The following is an 18,846-nucleotide window of genomic DNA, read 5'->3' on the forward strand; positions in this document are numbered from 1 at the left end:
CGGCAAACCTAGCAAACGCTTGGTTGACTCTCGAGGGGCCAATGGAGTGAGCAGATCGCCCGCCGCCGATGCGCCGCGATGGAGCGCCTCTCGGCGTTCTTGATGCCGATCGAGTTGTTCTTGGCCGGCCGCCCGTCCGCGAAGCGGTTGGCTGTCCTACTTAGACTTTTCGTCTAGGCCTGGATGAAAAGTCCAGGGACTGGAGGGTGCGGAAGGCGGTGTCGGTCGTGCGCAGGGCTTCGGACGTGGAGAGGTGCCAGCCCTGGTCGTATGCCGCGTCGAAGGCCTCCGCGCCGAGCGCCGCCCGAGCGTGCCGGCTCAACGCCTGGACCTGGGGATCGGTGGGGTCGTGGGCGCCACGGAGGCGGGCGGCGGCGCCGAGCACCAGCGCCACGTCGTAGTGGCGGCCGTGCAGCGCGGACAGGCCGGCGGCGGTGACCGCGACCGAAGCCACGACCGGCATGTCCATGCTGCCGACGGCCCCGGCATAGGCGCGGGCGAGCGCGGACGAAGCGCCGGGACCGTCGCCAAGGGCGAGGCAGAGCGCCGCGCGCACGGTGTTGACGAGCGCCTGCCCGTGGTCGCGGTCGAACACGTTCGGCGTGGACAACGCCGCCTCGGCCGATTCGACGAGTTGGCTCGCACGCGCCAGGTCGCCGAGCCGCACCTGGAACCCGGCCTCGCGGGTGTCGAGCAGCAGCACGTTCTCGGGCGACGGCGCGCGTTGCACGCGTGAACGAGTCGCGGCGATCAGCACGGCGGCCACGGCGGTGTCGCCGAGCCGGAGGTGCAGGTCGATCAGGCGGAAGTCGACGAAGATCTCGTCGCTCAGGCTGAGCGACCCGAACTCGCGAGCCAGTCGCTTGGCCTCCAACAGGTCGGCCAGCGCGCCGTCGAGATCGCCGTCGTACTGCCGCAGCTGCGCCCGCAACGGCAAGGCCGACGCTAGCCCCCAACGGTCTCCGGCCGTGCCGAAGCACTCCAGGGCATGCGTCACGTCGGAACGCACGCGGTCGAGCAGGCCCTGGTTCTCCTCTGCCCGCGCCCGATACAGATGGGCCAGCCCGGCCAGCCAGCGGTCTGGATCGTCAATCACCTGCTGCACGTAAGCCGAGTTGTCCTCAAGGAACGCCTGCCGCAGCGCAATCAGCGCACCGCCGAAACCAGGCAGCTCAGCGCTGAGCTGCCCGCCGGGCGGCTGTTTGGCCAGCGCGCTCTGCGTGGCGGCGGTGTGCCGCATCATCGCCTCGGCGACGTCCCGCAGCGCACTCGGTCCCGGAACGGCGACGGTCTCGCCGAGCCAGTAGATGGCGTCGCGGAAGCGGCCGAGCAGCGTCCAGTACCAGGTCAGGTCCACGGCCAGCCCGATGGCGCGCTCGGCGTCGCCGCTGTCGCAGAGATGCCGCAGCGCGAACAGCACGTTGTCGTGCTCGGCCCGCAGCACGTGCAGCGCATCGAGCTGCGATGCCCCCCGCAGCAGCGGATCGCTGCGCGCGACCAAGTCGGCGAAGTACGAGGCCGCGAGGTCCCGCACCTCAGCGCCTACGTTCTCCTGCCCGTACTCGCGAATGGTCTCCAGCATCCGGTACCGGCCGCTGTCGGGCACGAGCTGGAGCAGCGACCGGTCGACGAGGTCGGCCAGCAGCTCACGCACGTCGTCCAAGCAGACGGCGGCGGCTGAAGCCGGAGTGATGCCGCCGGGCAGCACCGAGATCCGTGCCGCCACGTCACGCGCGGCTGGCGACAGCAGATCCCAGCTCCACGCGATGACGGCGCGCAGCGTGCGATGACGTGGGAACGCCGTGCGGCTGCCGGTGCTGAGCAAGCGGAAGCGGTCGGACAGCCCGGCGGCGAGGTCGTCCAATGAGAGCGTGCGCAGGCGCGCGGCGGCCAGTTCGAGCGCAAGCGGCAGGCCGTCGAGGTCACGCACGATGCGGAGCACCTGCGCACGGTTGCCCGCCGTGACGCGGAACCCCGGCCGCACGGCCGCCGCGCGTTCGACGAACAGCCGGACCGACGGCGCCGCCGTAACGTCGGCGTCGGACGACGGCAGCGGCAGTGGACCGAGCGGGACCAATGCCTCACCGTCTACTGCCAGGGGCTCGCGGCTGGTGGCCAGCACGCGCAGCGTGGCGCAGCGAGTGAGCAGCGCCGACACGAGGTGCGCCACGGCGTCGATCAGGTGCTCGCAGTTGTCCACCACGAGCAGGCTTTCCCGGCCGTTGAGCTGATCGGCCAGTACCTCTATCTCTGTACGCGCCGCGCCCGGCGAGAACAGCGCCGAGCCGCGCAGCCCGATCGCGGCCAGCACCGCCGCGCCGACCTTGGTCGGCTCCGTGACCGAGGACAGGTCGACGAACCATGCGTGGGAGTCCCGGCGCGCGGCCTCGATCGCCAGCCGCGTCTTGCCGGCACCGCCGGGGCCGACCACGGTGACCAAGCGCCCATCGGCAAGCAGCGACGAGATGCGCGCGAGGTCGTCCTCGCGGCCGATGAAGCTGGTCAGCGGCGCGGGCAGCGTGCTCGGCGGCGGCGCCGGCGCGGGGTCGTCGGCCCGCAGCAGGCGCAGGTGGCGGTCGCGCAGCGCCGCCCCCGGGTCAGCGCCGAGCGTGTCGGCCAGCGCCTCCCGGATTCGCTCATACGACGCGAGGGCCTCGGCCTGACGACCCTGCACGGCCAGCGCATCCATGAGCAGCGCGGCGGCGTGCTCGTGCGTAGGTTGTACCGCCAGCAACGCGGTCAGACGCGCGGCGGCCGCGTCGGCCCGGCCCAACGCCAACTCGGCCGCGGCGAGGTCTGTGGCAGCTTCCACCGACACGTGCGCCAACCGCGTCGCAACAGCGGGCGCGACCACGGCGACCACCGCCGGCTCGACGCCAGGATGCTCACCCCACAACGCCGCCGCCTCACCGAGCACGGCCGCCGCAGCGGTGACGTCACCGGCACGCAGGCGATCGCGGCCCGATGCGGCGAGCTCCTCGAACCGCAGCGCGTCCACGTCGTCGATGGCCAGCCGATAGCCGCCCGTCACCACAGCGACAGCCGCCGTCCGGCGTAGCCGTGAGACCAGGGCTTGGAGCGCGTGCGTCGGATCGGCCGGCGGGCTCTCGGCCCAGATCGCGTCGATCAGCGCGCTCGGCTCGACCGCACGGCCGCCGGCCAGCGCCAGCCGTACGACCAGCGCCTGGAGCCGTGCGCCGGGCACGGGCAGTACGGCGTCACCGCGCGACACCTGGAAGGCGTCGAGCAGCGTGACCCGAAGCCCGTCGTCCATCCGTCGATCTTCGCGCACATCCGCGTGAGCGCCATGTGCGCCCCGTGTGAGCGGCCTCGACGACTCTGGTCCAGCCCGGACGGTCCGGGCGGGAAGGGAGCAAATTCGTGCAGGCAGTCGAGTTCCGCCGCTTCGGCGGCCCGGAGGTCCTCGAGCTCGTCGACCGGCCGGACCCGCATCCGGGCCCCGGCCAGGTCCGCATCGCCGTGCGCGCGGCCGGCATCAACGCCAGCGACTGGAAGAAGCGCCAGGGCGCGATGGACCAGGAGCTGCCGCAGGCCCTCGGGCACGAAGCCGCCGGCGTCGTCGACGAACTCGGCGCGGGCGTCACCGACGTCGCCGTAGGGGATCACGTGTTCGGGTTCTCCGCGGCGAGTGGTGCGCAGGCCGAGCTGACCGTGCTGTCCCACTACGCCCCGATGCCGCCGTCGCTCAGCTTCGTTGAGGCCGCCGCGCTGCCGGCGGCCGTCGAGACCGCCGCACGGGCCCTCGACCAGCTGGGCATCGACGGCACGATCCTCATCAACGGCGCGTCCGGCAGCGTCGGCAGCGCCGCCGTGCAGCTGGCCGTGGCCAGGGGCGCACGCGTGATCGGCACCGGCAGCCCCGCCAGCCACGACTACCTGCGCTCCCTCGGCGCCGAGCCCGTGGCCTACGGTCCCGGTCTCAAGGACCGGGTCGGACCGGTCGACCGTGCGCTCGACATCGCCGGCAGCGGCGTCCTGCCCGAGCTCATCGACCTGGCCGGCGGGGCCGAGCACGTGATCACCGTCGCCGATCCGGGTGCGGAAAGGCACGGCGTGCGGTTCAGCCGAGGCGATGCCGGCCGTGCGCTGTACGTGCTGCACGAGATCGGCGGCATCACCGTGCCGGTCGGCCGGACGTTCCCGCTGGCCGAAGTGGCCGACGCCCATCGGGTCGGCGAGGCCGGGGAGTGCGCGGCAAGCTCGTCCTGGTGGTCGGCCGATGAGCCGCTGGCTCGCTCTCGTCGTCCTCAGCCTGGCCCAGCTGATGGACATCCTCGACTCGACGATCGTCACCATCGCGCTGCCGACGGCCCAACGTGACCTGGGCTTCCCGGCCGACAACCGGCAGTGGATCCTGACCGGCTACGCGCTGGCGTTCGGCAGCCTGCTGCTGCTCGGCGGCCGGCTGTCGGACTTCTTCGGCCGCAAGCGGATGTTCCTGGTCGGCGTGGGCGGATTCGCGGTGGCGTCGGCCTTCGGCGGCGCGGCCGGCGACTTCGCCACGCTGCTGGCCGCCCGTATCGGCCAGGGCGTGTTCGCGGCACTGCTGGCCCCGGCGGCGTTGTCGCTGCTGTCGGTCACGTTCGCCGAAGACGCCGAGGAACGCGGCCGCGCGTTCGGGATCTTCGGCGCGATCTCCGGCGCCGGCGGGGCCATCGGCCTGCTGCTGGGCGGCGTCCTGACGCAGGGCCTGTCGTGGCGCTGGTGCCTGTACGTGAACCTGTTCATCGCGGCGGTCGCCTTCGTCGGCGGCATCGTCGTCCTGCGTGACGGGGATCGGCCGGCGCGAGTCAGACCCGACATCGCCGGCACGGTCACGGTGGTGCTGGGCTTGATCGGCATCGTCTACGGCCTCGGCACAGCCGAGCTTCACGGCTGGTCCGACCTCCGCACGATTGGGCCGGTCGTGGCGGGCAGCGCACTCATCGGCGCTTTCGTGGCCATCGAACGCCGCGCCGCGCACCTGCTGCTGCCGCTACGGGTGATCATGGACCGGACCCGCGGCGCGGCCTACCTCTCGCTCGGCATCTGCGGCACCGGCATGTTCGCCGTCTTCCTGTTCCTCACCTACCACCTGACCACCGCACTCGGCTTCACCCCGGTCCAGACCGGGCTGGCCTTTCTCCCGATGATCGCCTCGGTGATGGCCGGCGCGGTCTTCTCCGGCGCGGTTCTGTTGCCACGCACCGGACCCCGGCCGTTGGTCCCGATCGGCTGCGTGCTCGCGGCGATCGGCATGGTGATGCTCACCGGCTCCGGTTACGCCACCGGCATCCTGCCGGCACTACTGGTCACCGGCGTCGGCTTCGGGCTGATTTTCGGCCCGGTGCAGAACGCCGCGACCAGCGGGGTCGGCCCGCACGATGCCGGCGTGGCCGCCGCGCTGGTGACCACCGCCCAGCAGATCGGCGGCTCCATCGGCTTGGCGGTGTTCAGCTCGCTCGCCGGCGACCACGTCGTGTTCGGCATCACGGCCGTCGTCTTCCTGGTCAGCGCCGTCGTCGCCGCGACCGTCTTCCGCCCCGGACCGTTGCCCGTCAACGACATGGCGTGAGGAGATCAGGTTCGGACGCCGATGCCGGTCAGCGCCCGGACCTCCATCTCGGCCTGCTTGTTCGGGTCGCCCTTGCGGCCGCCCAGGAACGTGCCGACGATCCCGCACACGAACGAGAACGGGATCGACACGATGCCCGGGTTGCTCAGCGGGAACCAGTGGAAGTCGGCCGACGGGATCAGCGAGGTCGGCGCCCCGGACAGCACCGGCGAGAAGATGATCAGCACCAGGCAGGCGCCGAGGCCGCCGTAGATGCTGAACAGCGTGCCGGTGGTGTTGAACCGCTTCCAGAACAGCGAGAACAGGATGGTCGACAGGTTGGCCGACGCGGCCAGCGCCAGCGCCAGCGACACCAGGAAGGCCACGTTCTGGCCGTTGGCCGCGATGCCGCCGATGATGGCGAAGAAGCCGACCACCAGCGCGGTCAGCCGGGCCACCCGGACCTCGCGCCGCGGGTCGGCGTGGCCGCGCTTGATGATGTTGGCGTACACGTCGTGCGCGAACGAGGCCGACGAGGCCAGCGTCAGCCCGGCGACCACGGCGAGGATGGTGGCGAACGCGGCCGCGGACACCACACCGAGCAGGACGGTGCCGCCGATGCGGAAGGCCAGCAGCGGCGCGGCCGAGTTCTCGCCGCCCGGCGCGTGCAGGATGGTGTCGGTGCCGACCAGCGCGGCCGCGCCGTAGCCGATCACCAGCGTGCACAGGTAGAACACGAACACGGTCCAGATCGCCCACACCATCGACCGCCGCGCCTGCTTGGCGTCCGGCACCGTGTAGAAGCGCATCAGCACGTGCGGCAGCGAGCAGATGCCCAGCACCAGCGTCAGCGCCAGGGACACGAAGTCCAGCTCGTTCTTGCCGTACTGCGCGCCCGGCCCGAGGATCGCGGTGCCCAGCTTGTTGTTCTGGGTGGCCTTGTCCAGGATGGCCGAGAAGTCGAAGCCGAACTTGCCCAGCAGGAACACGCTGATCAGGGTGCAGCACAGCAGCAGGAAGACGGCCTTGATGATCTGCACCCAGGTGGTGCCCTTCATGCCGCCGACCAGCACGTAGAAGATCATGATCGCGCCGACCACCACGATCAGCAGCGACTGCCCGGCCCGGTCGTGGATGCCCAGCAGCAGCGCGACCAGGCCGCCGGCGCCGGCCATCTGGGCCAGCATGTAGAAGAACGAGATGACCAGCGTGGAGATGGCCGCCGCGGCGCGCACCGGCCGGGCCCGCATCCGGTAGGCCATCACGTCGCCGATGGTGAACCGGCCGGTGTTGCGCAGCATCTCGGCGATCAGCAGCAGCCCGACCAGCCAGGCCACCACCCAGCCGACCGAGTACAGGAAGCCGTCGTAGCCGTGCACCGCGATGCCGCCGGCGATGCCGAGGAACGAGGCGGCCGACAGGAAGTCGCCGGACAGCGCGATCCCGTTCTGCGCCCCGGTGAACCCGCCGCCGGCGGCGTAGTAGTCCGACGCGGTCGCGTTGGCGCTGCTGACCCGGTAGACGATGTAGAGCGTGATCGCCGCGAACACGATGAACACGCTGACGTTGACCAACGGGTTGCCGGTGGCGGTCCCGTCCGCGAGAAGGAACGTGCTCACTTGGTCTCCAGTCCGGCCTGCGAACGGATCAGCGCGACCTGCGGATCGATGCGCCGACGGGCGAACCTGTTGTACGCCAACGTGATCAACACCGTTGAGACGAACTGGGCCAGGCCGAGCAGCAGGCCGACGTTGACCAGGCCGAAGACCTGGGTGGCCATGAACTCGTGGGCATAGGCCGACAGGAGCACATAGGTGAGGTACCAGACCAGGAACAGCGCCGTCATCGGGAAGATGAAGCGGCGCAGCCGGTGGCGCAGCTCGGCGAACTCCGGACTGTCCTGGATGGCCTCGAAGTCCGGCCGCTGCGGTCCGGCCGGGCGCCCGCCGAACGCGGGCTGCTCCGGTTCGAGCGCCGCGTGCCGACCCGTCGTCGACGCTGTGGTCACCTGTCCTCCAGGACGTGCCGACACAATATGGCCGGCCAACTCTAACGGGGGTGTGATCGGAGTCAACCGCAGGCCGGACCAGGTCCGGCCGCGCTGCGTGCCCGGCCCGTTCCGGTGCGCGGTAATGGCTCCGGCTGACGTGTCGGCCTTGACAGCGGAATTCACGCTGGAGTACACCCCAGCAGCGGCCAGAAGTCCGTAACGCGTTTCCCGTCTCGGCAGACAACCGAACACAGGGGAAGCCGGACGAACCCGGTGCGACTGCCGCGCCCCGTGAGATACCCAGGAAGGACGCATCGTGGTTCAGCCCAGCCCGGGTCCGTGGTGGCACACGGTCGCGCGGTGGCGCAACTGGCCGGTGCTGGTCAAGCTGGCCGCGGTGCTGGTGGTTCCGGTCGTGGTCGCGGTGACGCTCGGCTTCCTCCAGGTGCGCAGCGAGATCCGGCAGGCCGACAGCTACACCACCATCCAGCGGGTCATCGCGCTGCGTGACGCGATCACCCCGCTGACCTCGCAGCTGCAGCGCGAGCGCACGCTGGCCGCCCAGGTGACCGGCCAGGGCGTGGACGCGTACCACCAGCAGGCCAAGGCCGTCGACACCGCCGCGACCAAGCTCGCCGACACCGCGCACCGGACACCGGGCCTGTCCGCCGCCGCCTCGGCGTGGTTCAACGACCTCGAATTGTCACTGGGCCAGTTGCCGGCCATCCGCCGCCCGGTGGAGCAGTCCCAGGACAACGACACCGACGCCGTGTCGGCCTACACCCAGATCATCGGCACCGCGCTGAACTTCGACCAGGCGCTGGTCGTGCAGCTCGGCGACCCGTCGCTGTCCAGCCCGGCCACCGCGCTGCTCGACCTGGAGGGCGCGCAGGAGCAGATCCGGCTGGAGCAGGCCGTCGTGCTGGTCGGCATCGCCCGCGGCCACCTGGTCGACGCCGAGGCCAAGATGCTGGCCGCCTCCGAGACGCGCTTCGACGACAACGTGGCCAACTTCCAGGCGGTCGCCTCGCCCGAATGGCAGCAGGCCTACCAGCAGACGGTGGCCGGCGTCGACGTCGGCACCCGGCGGCAGCTGCTCGACTTCGCCGCCACCCAGCCGATCGGGCAGGCCGCCCCGGCCCAGAACAACGCGGTCAAGAAGACCACCGGCGTGCACAGCGCGCCGCCGCCGGCCGGGCTGACCATCCCGCAGGAGGAGTGGAACCGGACCTCGGACGCCACCGTGGCGCTGGTGAACAAGGTCACCGAGGCCATCGCGGCGCAGGTCCGCAACACCGCCACCGACCTCCAGGAGGCCAGCAGCGACCGGGCCGGCCTCGAGTCGGTCGTCCTGGTCGTGACCGTGCTGCTGGCCGGCGGCATCGGCCTGATCGTCGGCCGCTACCTGCTCGGCTCGCTCGGCGTGCTGCGCCGCACCGCCCTCGACGTCGCCTCCCGGCGGCTGCCCGAGGCCGTCGCCAAGATTCGTGAGGGTCGCGGCGAGGACGTGAAGATAGATCCGGTTCCGGTGTACACCACCGAGGAGTTCGGCCAGGTGGCCCGGGCCTTCGACGAGGTGCACGGGCAGGCCGTCAAGTCCGCGGCCGAGCAGGCCAGCCTGCGCAGCAACCTGGGCAACATCTTCGTCAACCTGTCCCGCCGGAGCCAGGGCCTGGTTGAACGGCAGCTGCGCCTGATGGAGCAGCTGGAGCGGCACGAGGAGAACCCCGAGCAGCTGGCCAACCTGTTCAAGCTGGACCACCTCGCGACCCGCATGCGGCGCAACAACGAGAACCTGATGGTGCTCTCCGGCCTCGACCTGTCCCGCCGGTTCACCAAGCCGCTGCCGCTGGGCGACGTGCTGCGCGCCGCCGTCTCCGAGATCGAGCACTACCAGCGGGCCGTGGTCCGCTCCGCGCCGACCGCGACCATCGTCGGCTACGCCGCCGGCGACCTCGTGCGCCTCATCGCCGAGCTGCTGGACAACGCCACCGCCTTCTCCCGGCCGGACACCCAGGTCACCGTGGACAGCCACCGCGAGCCCGGCGGCGACATCGTGATCCAGGTGGTCGACCAGGGCATCGGCATGGGGGAGACGGAACTCGGCGCGGCCAACGACCGCGTCTCCGCCGGCTCCGCCGTCGAGGTCCCGGTGTCCCGGCAGATGGGTCTGTTCGTGGTCGGCCGGCTGGCCAGCCGCCACTCCTTCCGCGTCAAGTTCGAAACCCGCCCCGGTGGCGGCGACGGCCTGGCCGCCGTGGTCACCGTGCCGGCCGAGCTGGTGGTCCGTGGCACCGGCGGCCGTGAGCGTCCGCTGACCACGCCGATCGAGCCGGGGTTGAACGGCAACGCCCCGGCGCCGCGGCTCGCGCCCGACGACACCACGCGGATCCGGCGCATCGACGACGAGGTCGTCTGGCCCAGTGACACCGTCGAGGACGAGCCGTGGGACCCGCCGCAGCGCAACGCCCCCGTCGTGCCCGACACGCCGCCGCCCAACGTGGTCAAGGCGATCGACCCGTCGCCGACACCGCTGCCGTCCCGCAAGGGCCCGCGCAAGCCCGTCGACCCGGGAGCGCTCGAGCCGCCGACGCTGCAGACCGGCTCCACGCCGGCGCCGTCGCCCGGTGACCTGCCACGTCGCACCTTCACGCCGCCGCCCGCGGTGCAGCCGCCGGCCAACCCGGCCGCCGGCTGGTTCGCCGCCAACACGCCGAGTGGCCCCGACAACGCGAATCCGCCGTCGCGTCCGGAATCGGAATCCGTCCGACGACCGGAGGTCTCGCTGGAACCGACCAGCTACGCTTGGTTCGAGCACATGTCGGGGGGACCGGGAAACGGGTCGCCCGTTCAGGTGAACCCGTCGGACGCGACCGTGTCCGATCCGGTCCCGGCCGCGACGCCGGAACCGGCCTGGCCGACCGAGCAGCCGACCGCGCAACCCGCGCCGCCCGCTCGGGCCCAGGGCACCCAGAACGGGGCTGGCCTGCCCAAACGCGTGCCCAAGGCGGGACTGTTCCCGTCGACGGGCGCGCCGGCGGCCGGACCCGCCAACGGTGCCGCGCACCGCGATCCGAACCGGACACGCGGGTTCCTTGCCAGCTACCAGTCTGGTATCCGTCAGGACCACACTGGTGCAGCAGCGTCGAGTGAGAACGAACGGGGGCAGGAGAGCCCATGACCGCACCCCAGTCGCGGCAGGTGAACCAGTTCGGGTGGTTGGTCAACAACTTCGCCGAGCACGTGCCAGGTGTCGCGCACGCGGTCGTCGTGTCCGTGGACGGGGTGCTGCTCACCTCGTCCTCACGGCTGCCGGCCGAGCGGGCCGAGCAGGTGGCCGCCATCGCGGCCGGCGCGGTCAGCCTCACCCAGGGCGCGTCCCGCTGTTTCGACGGCGGTCCGGTGCGTCGCACCGTCGTGGAGATGCAGGGTGGCATCATGCTGCTCATGACGATCATGGACGGCTCGTGCCTCGCGGTGCTCGCCGCTCCGAACTGCGACGTTGGCCAGGTGGCCTACGAGATGACCGTCCTGGTCGACCAGGTCGGCCCGCTGCTCACACCGGAGCTGCGGACCGAGCTCAGGGTCGCCAAGCAGGCCATGGACAGCCAGCCCGTCTGAGGGTGGAGATGAGTTCCGAGGACTGGGGCGAAGACCCCGCGGAGAGCACGTTCGCGGACGTGCTCAACGGTTTCACGCTCAACGGCGGCGGCGGGCGGACCCGCCGCGGCCGGGGCGAGCCCGACGGCCGGCACGCCGAGCAGCCGCCGGCGGCGCCCGAGCCGGCGGCGCTACCGCCGGTGGCCGCCGACCCGGACGAGTCGTCCGCCGCCATCGTCCGCGCCTACGCGTGGACCGGTGGGCGAACACGGTCCGAGGTGCCGCTCCAGATCGAGACCCTGGTCTCGACCAGCGAGCACGGCACCAGCACCGGCGAGCCCATGCAGGCCGAGTACCGGGCCATCGCCGACCTGTGCGCGCAGACCCGGTCGGTGGCCGAGATCGCCGCGCTGCTGTCGATCCCGCTCGGCGTGTCCAAGGTGTTGGTCGGCGACATGGCCAGCCTCGGGCTGGTTTTCGTGCACGCCGCCGACAACTCGGGCGACGGCGTGCCCAACCTGGGGTTGATGGAGCGGGTGCTCAGCGGGCTGCGCCGGCTGTAGTCCGCTTCTCGGCCTGGAACGCGTCCTCGTGCAGGCCGCGCCGCCAGTAGCCGGAGATCGACAGCTGGGCCACGTCCTTGACCAGGCCGCGGAGTTCCTTGACCATGCCCGCCTCGCCGTGCACGAAGGCGTGCCCGCGGCCGGCCGGCAGGGTCAGGTTCTTGACCGTCGCCACGACGTCGTCCGGGTCGACCCAGATGACGTCGTGCGGCAGGTCCTGCGGCTCGTTGCTGCCTACGATGGCAATGATCCGCGCGTTTTCGGGCAGCTGTTCGAGGGCCGCGCCGATCGCCGGCAGGGCTGCCTCGTCGCCGACCAGCAGGTGCCAGTCGGCCGTCGGGTCGGGGGTGTAGGCGCCGCCCGGGCCGAGGAAGTACAGCTCGTCGCCCGGCTTGGCGTTGGCCGCCCAGGGGCCGGCCAGCCCGCTGTCGCCGTGGTGGACGAAGTCGATCGTCAGCTCGTCGTCGTGGGCCGACCTGATCGTGTAAGTCCGGCGGGGCGGCATCTCGTTGCGGGGCAGGGTGTCCAGGTTGTCCGGGTAGACGCCGTCCACCGGGAACAGCAGTTTCACGTAGCGGTCGGTGAAGCCGTTGTCGACGGCGAGGTTGTCGCCGGTGAAGGTCACTCGGACCATGTGCGGCGTGATCCGCTCCGTGCGGCGGACGTTGATGCGGGTCGCTGGCATTGGTTCAGCTTAGCCTAACCTTACCAACGGTTGTAAACCTATAACCGTTCTTGGTCGATAGGGTAGCCGACATGAACGATCAGCGTGAGGTGCTGACCTGGGACCTTTTCGGCACCGCCAGCCGTGAGTTGGCCGCCGCCGTCGCTTCCGACGGTTTCGAGCCCGACCTGCTGCTGTCCATCGCCCGCGGCGGCCTTTTCGTCGCCGGCGCGTTGGGGTATGCGCTGGACGTCAAGAACCTGCACGTCATGAACGTCGAGTTCTACACCGGGGTGGACCAGCGCCTCGACCTTCCCGTCATGCTCCCGCCCGTGCCGTCCGCCGTCGACCTCCACGGCGCCAAGGTCCTCGTCTGCGACGACGTGGCCGACACCGGGGCGACGTTGAAGCTCGTCCGCGACTTCTGCGCCGACCAGGTCGCGGACGTGCGGTGCGCCGTCGTGTACGAGAAGCCCCATTCCACCGTCAAGTGCGAGTACGTGTGGCGGCACACCGACCGTTGGATCAACTTCCCGTGGTCGACTCTGCCCCCGGTCGTCCAGCGCCGTGGCCAGGTCCTCGATGCTTGAGCTCGTCGAGGGTGACATCACCGCCCAGGAGGTCGACGTCATCGTCAACGCCGCCAACTCTTCCCTGCTCGGCGGCGGCGGTGTCGACGGCGCGATTCACCGGCGCGGCGGCCCTTCCATCCTGGCCGAGTGCCGTCGTCTGCGTGCCGGCCACTACGGCCGTGGCCTCCGCGTCGGCCAGGCCGTCGCCACCACCGCCGGCCGCCTCCCCGCTCGGTGGGTCGTGCACACCGTCGGTCCCGTTTGGTCCGCTACCGAGGACCGCTCCGCGTTGTTGGCCGACTGCCACCGCAATTCGTTGCGGGTAGCCGCTTCCCTCGGCGCTGTGAGCGTCGCCTTCCCGGCTGTTTCCACCGGTATCTACCGCTGGCCCTTGGAGTCGGCGGCCGACATCGCGTTGTCCACCGTGGCCGAGGAGTTGGCGGGGGAGACGTCGGTGAAGCTGGTGCGCTTCGTCCTCTTTGGACAGCAGGCTTACGACATCTTCCGTTCGCGCGCCGTCTGACACGCCCTTCTTTTGCCACATGCGCTCCCCACTTGTCACCAGAGTGCAAGTAGGAAGCGCATGTGGCATCACGGCCGGCGGTCGCGACCGACCTACTTGGTCAACCGGAGTTGGAGTTGGGCGACGAGGCGCTGGTCGGGGTCGGAGAGGTCGAGGCCGCTGACTTCGCAGGCGCGGCGGACGCGGTAGCGCAAGGTGTTGGGGTGGACGTGAAGGACGGCGGAAGCGGAGCGGACGTCGCCGAAAGCGTCGAGGTAGGCGAGTAGGGAACGGCCGAGGTCGCTGCCGGCCAGAGGGTCGAGGCGAGGATCGCGGATGCGGGGGTTGTCGGCGAGCAAGGTGAGGGTCTCGCTGAGCAACACCTGGGTCCGTACGTCGGCGAGGGCGGCGACGTCGAGGGACGGCCGAGCGGCGATGGCGTCGAGCACGCGGTCGGCTTCCTGGCGGGAGACGGGAACGTCCTCGAGCCCGGCGACGACGGAGCCGATGCCGGCCTGGACGGAAACGCCGAGGTGCCGGCGGGTGGCGGCGACGGCGTCCCGGGTCATGGATGTGACGGTGGCGGCGTCGGTGACCTCAGGCAGGAGCACGTAAACGCGGCCGGCGATGGGGGTGACGAGGGCGGAACGGCGGTAAGAAGCGGCGTGCACGGAGATGATGCTGATCATCTCGGCGCGGTGCAGCTCGACCTCGGAACGGGTGCGATCGGTGCTGCGCAAGAGGAAAGCGACGACGGCGGCCGGCTTCAGAGGATCGGCGCCGATCTGGCCGGCGACGGCGGTGCCGGTGATGCGACCGCCGAGGACACCGGCGAGGAGGTTCTCCCGCAAGCGAAGACCGGCGCTGGTGGTGTTGCGGTGCTGCACGAGGTACAAGGCAGTGATCCGGGCAGCACCGAGCAGGGCACGGTCGGCGTGCTCGGCCAACGGGTGGCTGCCCTCCTGCACCCACACGGTCCCGAGCGGCTGCGACCCGGCATGGATGCCGACGGCGATCCGCCGCTTGATCCCCAACTCGGGCCGCGCGTCGATGTGCACGACGTCCTCGCCGGAACGAAGCCGCTGGTAGACGCCCCATTCCCGGAGCATCTTGAGGTACGGCTCCGGCCCCTGCCGGCCGAGAATGGACAGCCGCCGCAGCTCGTCGACCTCGTCGGAGGACCGCGAATAGGCCAGCACCCGGTTGGCGGTGTCCTCGATGCTGACGCTGCCGCCGGTCAGGGCGGCGATGGTCTGGGCCAACGAGAACAGGTCACCGAGCACCTCGCCGGCATCGGCGTCGGCGGTGCCACGGGCGGCGCTGACCACGTTGCGCGACAACGATTCCAGCTGCTCCCACCGCACCTCGGTCCGTACGTCCAACAGCGCGACACCGGCATCGGCGGCGGTCTGCCGCAACGGCTCGGCATCCTTGACGGCGACGGCGGTCGCCCCACGCTTGCCGGCCGCCCGCACATGCGCGGCGGCGGACCGGCCGCGGGCGCCGATCACCAGCACCAGGTCGCCGGCCCGGGAGTCGGGGGCGTCGTCGGGATCGAGGATGACGACGTCGCGCACCTCGGCGTCCAGGCCGTCGGGCGCGGTCAGCACCTCGACGAACGGCTCGCCGAGCGCGAGCAGCAGCTGCTGGATGGTCGAGCCGGGGATGACCACTCCTTTGTTCGGCAGAACAATCCGGTACCTCCAAGCTTAGCCGTCCGGACAACACGGCGCCGAGCGTGGCTGCATAGCCTTCTGCCATCGACGACGTCGCCGAAGGAGTGCCAGTGGATGCCGTGACGCAGGTCCCGACCCCCGTGAACGAGCCGGTGCTGCAGTACGCGCCGGGCAGCCCGGAGCGGACCGAGCTCGAGGCGAAGCTGGTTGAACTGGCCAAGGAGCAGATCGAGCTGCCGCTGACCATCGGCGGCGAGCGCCGGATGGGCGGCGGCGAGCGGGTCGACGTCGTGCAGCCGCACAACCACCGCCACGTGCTGGGCACCTTCGCCGGCGCCACCCAGGCCGACACCCGCGACGCGATCGCCGCGGCCAAGGCCGCGGCCCCGGCCTGGCGCGCGATGCCGTTCGACGAGCGGGCGGCGGTCCTGCTGCGCGCGGCCGACCTGCTGTCCGGCCCGTGGCGCTCGACGCTGAACGCGGCGACCATGCTCGGCCAGTCCAAGACGGCGATCCAGGCCGAGATCGACGCGGCCTGCGAGCTGGCCGACTTCTGGCGCTACAACGTGGCCTTCGCCCGTGAGCTCCAGGCCAAGCAGCCGGAGAGCTCGAAGGGCGTGTGGAACCGCACCGACCACCGCCCGCTCGAGGGCTTCGTCTACGCGATCACGCCGTTCAACTTCACCGCCATCGCCGCCAACCTGCCGACCGCGCCGGCCCTGCTGGGCAACGTGGTGCTGTGGAAGCCGTCCCCGACCCAGACCTTCGCCGCGCACCTGACCATGCGGCTGCTGGAGCAGGCCGGCATGCCCCCGGGCGTGATCAACCTGCTGACCGGCGACGGCATCGCGGTGTCCGAGGTGGCGCTGGCCGACCCGGACCTGGCCGGCATCCACTTCACCGGTTCGACCAAGACCTTCCAGCACCTGTGGGCGGGCGTCGGCGCGAACATCGCCAACTACCGCAGCTACCCGCGGCTGGTCGGCGAGACCGGCGGCAAGGACTTCGTGGTCGCGCACCCGTCGGCCGATCTGGACGTGCTGCGCACCGCGCTGGTCCGCGGCGCCTTCGAGTACCAGGGCCAGAAGTGCTCGGCCGCGTCCCGCGCCTACGTCCCGCGTTCGGTGTGGACCCGGCTGCGTGACGGCCTCGTCGCCGAGACCGAGGCGCTGAGCATGGGTGACGTCACCGACCTGGGCAACTTCATGGGTGCGGTGATCGACCGCCGCTCGTACGACAAGCTGGCCGGCGTGCTCGACCGGGCCCGCGCCGACAGCAAGCTGGAGGTCATCGCCGGCGGCACCGCCGACGACTCCGACGGCTACTTCGTGCGGCCGACCGTGCTCGTGGGCGATGACCCCTCGCACGACGTGTTCAAGACCGAGTTCTTCGGCCCGGTCCTGGCCGTGCACGTCTACGAGGACAACGACTTCGACTCGGTTTTGTCCACTGTGGACGCTGCCTCGCCGTACGCGCTGACCGGCTCGATCATCGCCGACGACCGCGCCGCCGTGCTCAAGGCGTCCGAGGCGCTGCGCTTCACCGCCGGCAACTTCTACGTCAACGACAAGCCGACCGGCGCCGTCGTCGGCCAGCAGCCGTTCGGCGGCGGCCGGGCCTCCGGCACCAACGACAAGGCCGGCTCCGTGCACAACCTGCTGCGCTGGGTCAGCCCGCGGTCGATCAAGGAGACCTTCGTCGCCCCGACCACCGTCCGTCACCCCCACCAGGGCTGAAGTGGCACATGCGGCGCGCATTTGACGCTGGAAGGCAAATGCGCGCCGCATGTGACAAAACGATGATTGCAGAGAGTGAGGAAACCCCATGCTGCGCACCGCTTTGCTGGCCGCCGCCCGCTCGCCGCTGGCCCGTCAGACCGTCGAGCGCACCCCACTGGCCAAGCCGGTGGTGCGCAGGTTCGTGGCCGGCTCCTCGCTCGCCGAGGCCGTCGACGTGACCGCGTCGCTGATCGCCGACGGCCGCAAGGTCACGCTCGACCACCTCGGCGAGGACACCACCGACGCCGCCCAGGCCGCGCTCACCGTGGACGCCTACGAGCGGCTGCTGGCCGAGCTGGGCGGCACCGGGCTGTCGAGCGGGGCCGAGGTGTCGGTGAAGCTCTCGGCCGTCGGCCAGTCGCTGCCCAAGGACGGCGAGAAGATCGCCCTGGACAACGCCCGGCTGATCTGCGAGGCGGCCGCGGCCGTCGGCACCACGGTGACGCTGGACATGGAGGACCACACCACCACGGACTCCACCCTGGGCATCCTCGCCGACCTGCGGGTCGACTTCCCGTCCACCGGCGCCGTGCTCCAGGCGTACCTGCGGCGCACCGAGCAGGACTGCCGTGACCTGTCCGGCGCCGGCTCCCGCGTCCGGCTGTGCAAGGGCGCCTACAAGGAGCCGGAAACCGTTGCCTACCAGGACAAGTCCGAGGTCGACCGGTCGTACGTGCGCTGCCTGAAGATCCTCATGGCCGGCGACGGCTACCCGATGGTCGCTTCGCACGACCCGCGCCTGGTGGCCATCGCCGCCGACCTGGCCGAGTCGCTGGGCCGGACCCCCGACACCTACGAGCACCAGATGCTCTACGGCGTCCGCCCCGACGCGCAGCGCGAGATCGCCGCCGCCGGTAAGACCCTAAGGGTCTACGTCCCTTACGGCGACCAGTGGTACGGCTACTTCATGCGCCGCCTGGCCGAGCGCCCGGCCAACGTCGCGTTCTTCCTGCGCTCCCTCGCCACCAAGAGCTAGCTCCCGTATTGCCACATGCGCTTCCCACTTGGCGCCAGACGCCAAGTGGGAAGCGCATGTGGCCTGAGCTGATTAGTCGAAGTTGGTGCTGCGGCTGACCTTTTCCCAGGTCGCTAGCTCGGTGCGGAATCGGTCCGAGTGGGCGAGCAGCACGTCCACGGCGTCGCCGCCGAGCGGCAGCCGCAGCGGTGTCTGCTCGGCGTCGAGTGCGGCGATGATCGCGGCGGCGGCCTTGGCCGGGTCGCCGGCCTGCTGGCCGTCGGAGGCGGCGGCCGCCGCGGCGGTGGCGCCGACCGTGGCCTCGTACGCCGGCATCGGCGTCGACCGGACGAAGCCGTTCTGCAAGCCCGTCCGGAAGGAGCCGGGCTCGACGATCAAGACCTTGATGCCGAGCGGGCCCACCTCGGCGGCCAGTGCCTCGGACAGTCCTTCCAGCGCGCACTTCGCGGCCGAGTAGGCGGAGTAACCGGCGAACGACAGCTGTCCGCCGATACTGCTGATCTGCACGATGGCCCCGGAGCCCTGGCCCCGCAGGTGCGGCAGCACGGCGCGGGTCACGGCGGCCGCGCCGAAGAACATCACCTCCATCATGCCGCGCAGCTCGGCGTCGGTGTTCTCCTCGACCGCGCCGACCAGTGCGTACCCGGCGTTGTTGACCAGCACGTCGAGCCGGCCCTGCCACTGCACGGCTTCCGCCACCGCCGCCGGGATGCGGTCGCCGTCGGTGACGTCCAACTCCAGTGGCAGTACCCGACCCGGGTACGCCGCCGCGAGGTCGGCCAGCGCCGACGGCCGCCGCGCGCTGGCCACCACGTCGTCACCCGCGGCCAGCGCCGCCTCCGCGATGGACCGCCCGAAGCCGGACGAGGCACCCGTGATCAACCAAATCCTGCTCATTCCCCCCACACCTTCCGGTCGTGATCATGCTGAGCCTCCTTTCTAGCAGCGCGGCTTCCCCAATGGCAGGACGA

At 71.1% G+C, this 18,846-nt stretch carries 14 protein-coding genes and 1 pseudogene; 9 read left to right on the forward strand and 6 right to left on the reverse strand.

What is annotated here, in order from left to right; genetic code table 11:
• Positions 1 to 160: 160 nt before the first annotated feature.
• Positions 161 to 3,274: an ATP-binding protein gene (locus M3Q35_RS04105; RefSeq protein ID WP_273940252.1), complete on the reverse strand. Its 3,114-nt coding sequence runs from the start codon at positions 3,272 to 3,274 to the stop codon at positions 161 to 163.
• A gap of 107 nt (positions 3,275 to 3,381) precedes the next feature.
• Here M3Q35_RS04105 and M3Q35_RS04110 point away from each other — a divergent pair.
• Together M3Q35_RS04110 and M3Q35_RS04115 are read left to right on the forward strand one after the other, a co-directional pair.
• Positions 3,382 to 4,244: pseudogene (locus tag M3Q35_RS04110) on the forward strand (NADP-dependent oxidoreductase).
• Entirely contained in the window at positions 4,241 to 5,575 is a 1,335-nt protein-coding gene (locus M3Q35_RS04115; RefSeq protein WP_273940253.1) for an MFS transporter, read from the forward strand. The pseudogene M3Q35_RS04110 and the gene M3Q35_RS04115 overlap by 4 nt, the downstream one beginning before the upstream one ends.
• A 5-nt stretch (positions 5,576 to 5,580) precedes the next feature.
• On the opposite strand, the gene M3Q35_RS04120 is transcribed toward M3Q35_RS04115, so the two are convergent.
• Complete coding sequence (locus M3Q35_RS04120) at positions 5,581 to 7,173, reverse strand: solute symporter family protein (RefSeq protein WP_273940254.1); 1,593 nt, start codon at positions 7,171 to 7,173, stop codon at positions 5,581 to 5,583.
• Entirely contained in the window at positions 7,170 to 7,562 is a 393-nt protein-coding gene (locus tag M3Q35_RS04125) for a DUF485 domain-containing protein (protein ID WP_273940255.1), read from the reverse strand. The genes M3Q35_RS04120 and M3Q35_RS04125 overlap by 4 nt, the downstream gene beginning before the upstream one ends.
• A gap of 298 nt (positions 7,563 to 7,860) precedes the next feature.
• Here M3Q35_RS04125 and M3Q35_RS04130 point away from each other — a divergent pair, with 298 nt between their 5' ends.
• The 3 genes from M3Q35_RS04130 to M3Q35_RS04140 are packed head-to-tail and all read left to right on the forward strand — an operon-like array spanning position 7,861 to position 11,707.
• Entirely contained in the window at positions 7,861 to 10,725 is a 2,865-nt protein-coding gene (locus M3Q35_RS04130) for a sensor histidine kinase (RefSeq protein WP_273940256.1), read from the forward strand.
• A complete protein-coding gene (locus tag M3Q35_RS04135; protein WP_273940257.1) occupies positions 10,722 to 11,165 on the forward strand; it encodes a roadblock/LC7 domain-containing protein in 444 nt (147 codons plus the stop codon). Before M3Q35_RS04130 ends, M3Q35_RS04135 begins: the two co-directional genes overlap by 4 nt.
• A gap of 8 nt (positions 11,166 to 11,173) precedes the next feature.
• The gene (locus M3Q35_RS04140) at positions 11,174 to 11,707 is read left to right on the forward strand and encodes a DUF742 domain-containing protein (RefSeq protein ID WP_273940258.1); all 534 of its coding nucleotides are present in this window, start codon (positions 11,174 to 11,176) and stop codon (positions 11,705 to 11,707) included.
• Here M3Q35_RS04140 and M3Q35_RS04145 read toward each other — a convergent pair.
• Positions 11,685 to 12,392, reverse strand: a complete 708-nt coding sequence (locus tag M3Q35_RS04145; RefSeq protein ID WP_273940259.1) for a siderophore-interacting protein — start codon at positions 12,390 to 12,392, stop codon at positions 11,685 to 11,687. The two genes, M3Q35_RS04140 and M3Q35_RS04145, sit on opposite strands and share 23 nt — an antisense overlap.
• Before the next feature lie 71 nt (positions 12,393 to 12,463).
• On the opposite strand from M3Q35_RS04145, the gene M3Q35_RS04150 reads away from it, so the two are divergent.
• Together M3Q35_RS04150 and M3Q35_RS04155 are read left to right on the forward strand one after the other, a co-directional pair.
• Positions 12,464 to 12,961, forward strand: coding sequence for a phosphoribosyltransferase (locus M3Q35_RS04150; RefSeq protein ID WP_273940260.1), 498 nt, complete (start codon positions 12,464 to 12,466; stop codon positions 12,959 to 12,961).
• Positions 12,954 to 13,466: an O-acetyl-ADP-ribose deacetylase gene (locus M3Q35_RS04155; protein WP_273940261.1), complete on the forward strand. Its 513-nt coding sequence runs from the start codon at positions 12,954 to 12,956 to the stop codon at positions 13,464 to 13,466. Before M3Q35_RS04150 ends, M3Q35_RS04155 begins: the two co-directional genes overlap by 8 nt.
• Positions 13,467 to 13,558: 92 nt before the next feature.
• Here the strand turns inward: M3Q35_RS04155 and M3Q35_RS04160 are convergent, their stop codons facing one another.
• Positions 13,559 to 15,118, reverse strand: coding sequence for a helix-turn-helix domain-containing protein (locus M3Q35_RS04160; RefSeq protein WP_273940262.1), 1,560 nt, complete (start codon positions 15,116 to 15,118; stop codon positions 13,559 to 13,561).
• A gap of 113 nt (positions 15,119 to 15,231) precedes the next feature.
• Between M3Q35_RS04160 and pruA the strand changes: the two genes are divergently transcribed.
• Together pruA and M3Q35_RS04170 are read left to right on the forward strand one after the other, a co-directional pair.
• A complete protein-coding gene (pruA, locus tag M3Q35_RS04165) occupies positions 15,232 to 16,857 on the forward strand; it encodes an L-glutamate gamma-semialdehyde dehydrogenase (protein WP_273940263.1) in 1,626 nt (541 codons plus the stop codon).
• An 88-nt stretch (positions 16,858 to 16,945) separates the two neighbouring features.
• Positions 16,946 to 17,875 carry a proline dehydrogenase family protein gene (locus tag M3Q35_RS04170; protein WP_273940264.1) on the forward strand — a complete coding sequence of 310 codons (930 nt, stop codon included), beginning with the start codon at positions 16,946 to 16,948 and terminating at the stop codon, positions 17,873 to 17,875.
• Positions 17,876 to 17,947: 72 nt separating this feature from the next.
• On the opposite strand, the gene M3Q35_RS04175 is transcribed toward M3Q35_RS04170, so the two are convergent.
• A complete protein-coding gene (locus M3Q35_RS04175; protein WP_273940265.1) occupies positions 17,948 to 18,772 on the reverse strand; it encodes an oxidoreductase in 825 nt (274 codons plus the stop codon).
• Between the last annotated feature and the right edge of the window lie 74 nt (positions 18,773 to 18,846).

Source organism: Kutzneria chonburiensis (assembly GCF_028622115.1).
GTDB lineage: Bacteria > Actinomycetota > Actinomycetes > Mycobacteriales > Pseudonocardiaceae > Kutzneria > Kutzneria chonburiensis.

Bases quoted from the DNA above. Each gene is read 5' to 3' on its own strand.
- M3Q35_RS04105 (WP_273940252.1), bottom strand. From the start codon at position 3,274: ATGGACGACGGGCTTCGGGTCACGCTGCTCGACGCCTTCCAGGTGTCG.
- M3Q35_RS04115 (WP_273940253.1), top strand. From the start codon at position 4,241: ATGAGCCGCTGGCTCGCTCTCGTCGTCCTCAGCCTGGCCCAGCTGATG.
- M3Q35_RS04135 (WP_273940257.1), top strand. From the start codon at position 10,722: ATGACCGCACCCCAGTCGCGGCAGGTGAACCAGTTCGGGTGGTTGGTC.
- M3Q35_RS04140 (WP_273940258.1), top strand. From the start codon at position 11,174: ATGAGTTCCGAGGACTGGGGCGAAGACCCCGCGGAGAGCACGTTCGCG.
- M3Q35_RS04145 (WP_273940259.1), bottom strand. From the start codon at position 12,392: ATGCCAGCGACCCGCATCAACGTCCGCCGCACGGAGCGGATCACGCCG.
- M3Q35_RS04150 (WP_273940260.1), top strand. From the start codon at position 12,464: ATGAACGATCAGCGTGAGGTGCTGACCTGGGACCTTTTCGGCACCGCC.
- M3Q35_RS04155 (WP_273940261.1), top strand. From the start codon at position 12,954: ATGCTTGAGCTCGTCGAGGGTGACATCACCGCCCAGGAGGTCGACGTC.
- M3Q35_RS04170 (WP_273940264.1), top strand. From the start codon at position 16,946: ATGCTGCGCACCGCTTTGCTGGCCGCCGCCCGCTCGCCGCTGGCCCGT.
- M3Q35_RS04175 (WP_273940265.1), bottom strand. From the start codon at position 18,772: ATGAGCAGGATTTGGTTGATCACGGGTGCCTCGTCCGGCTTCGGGCGG.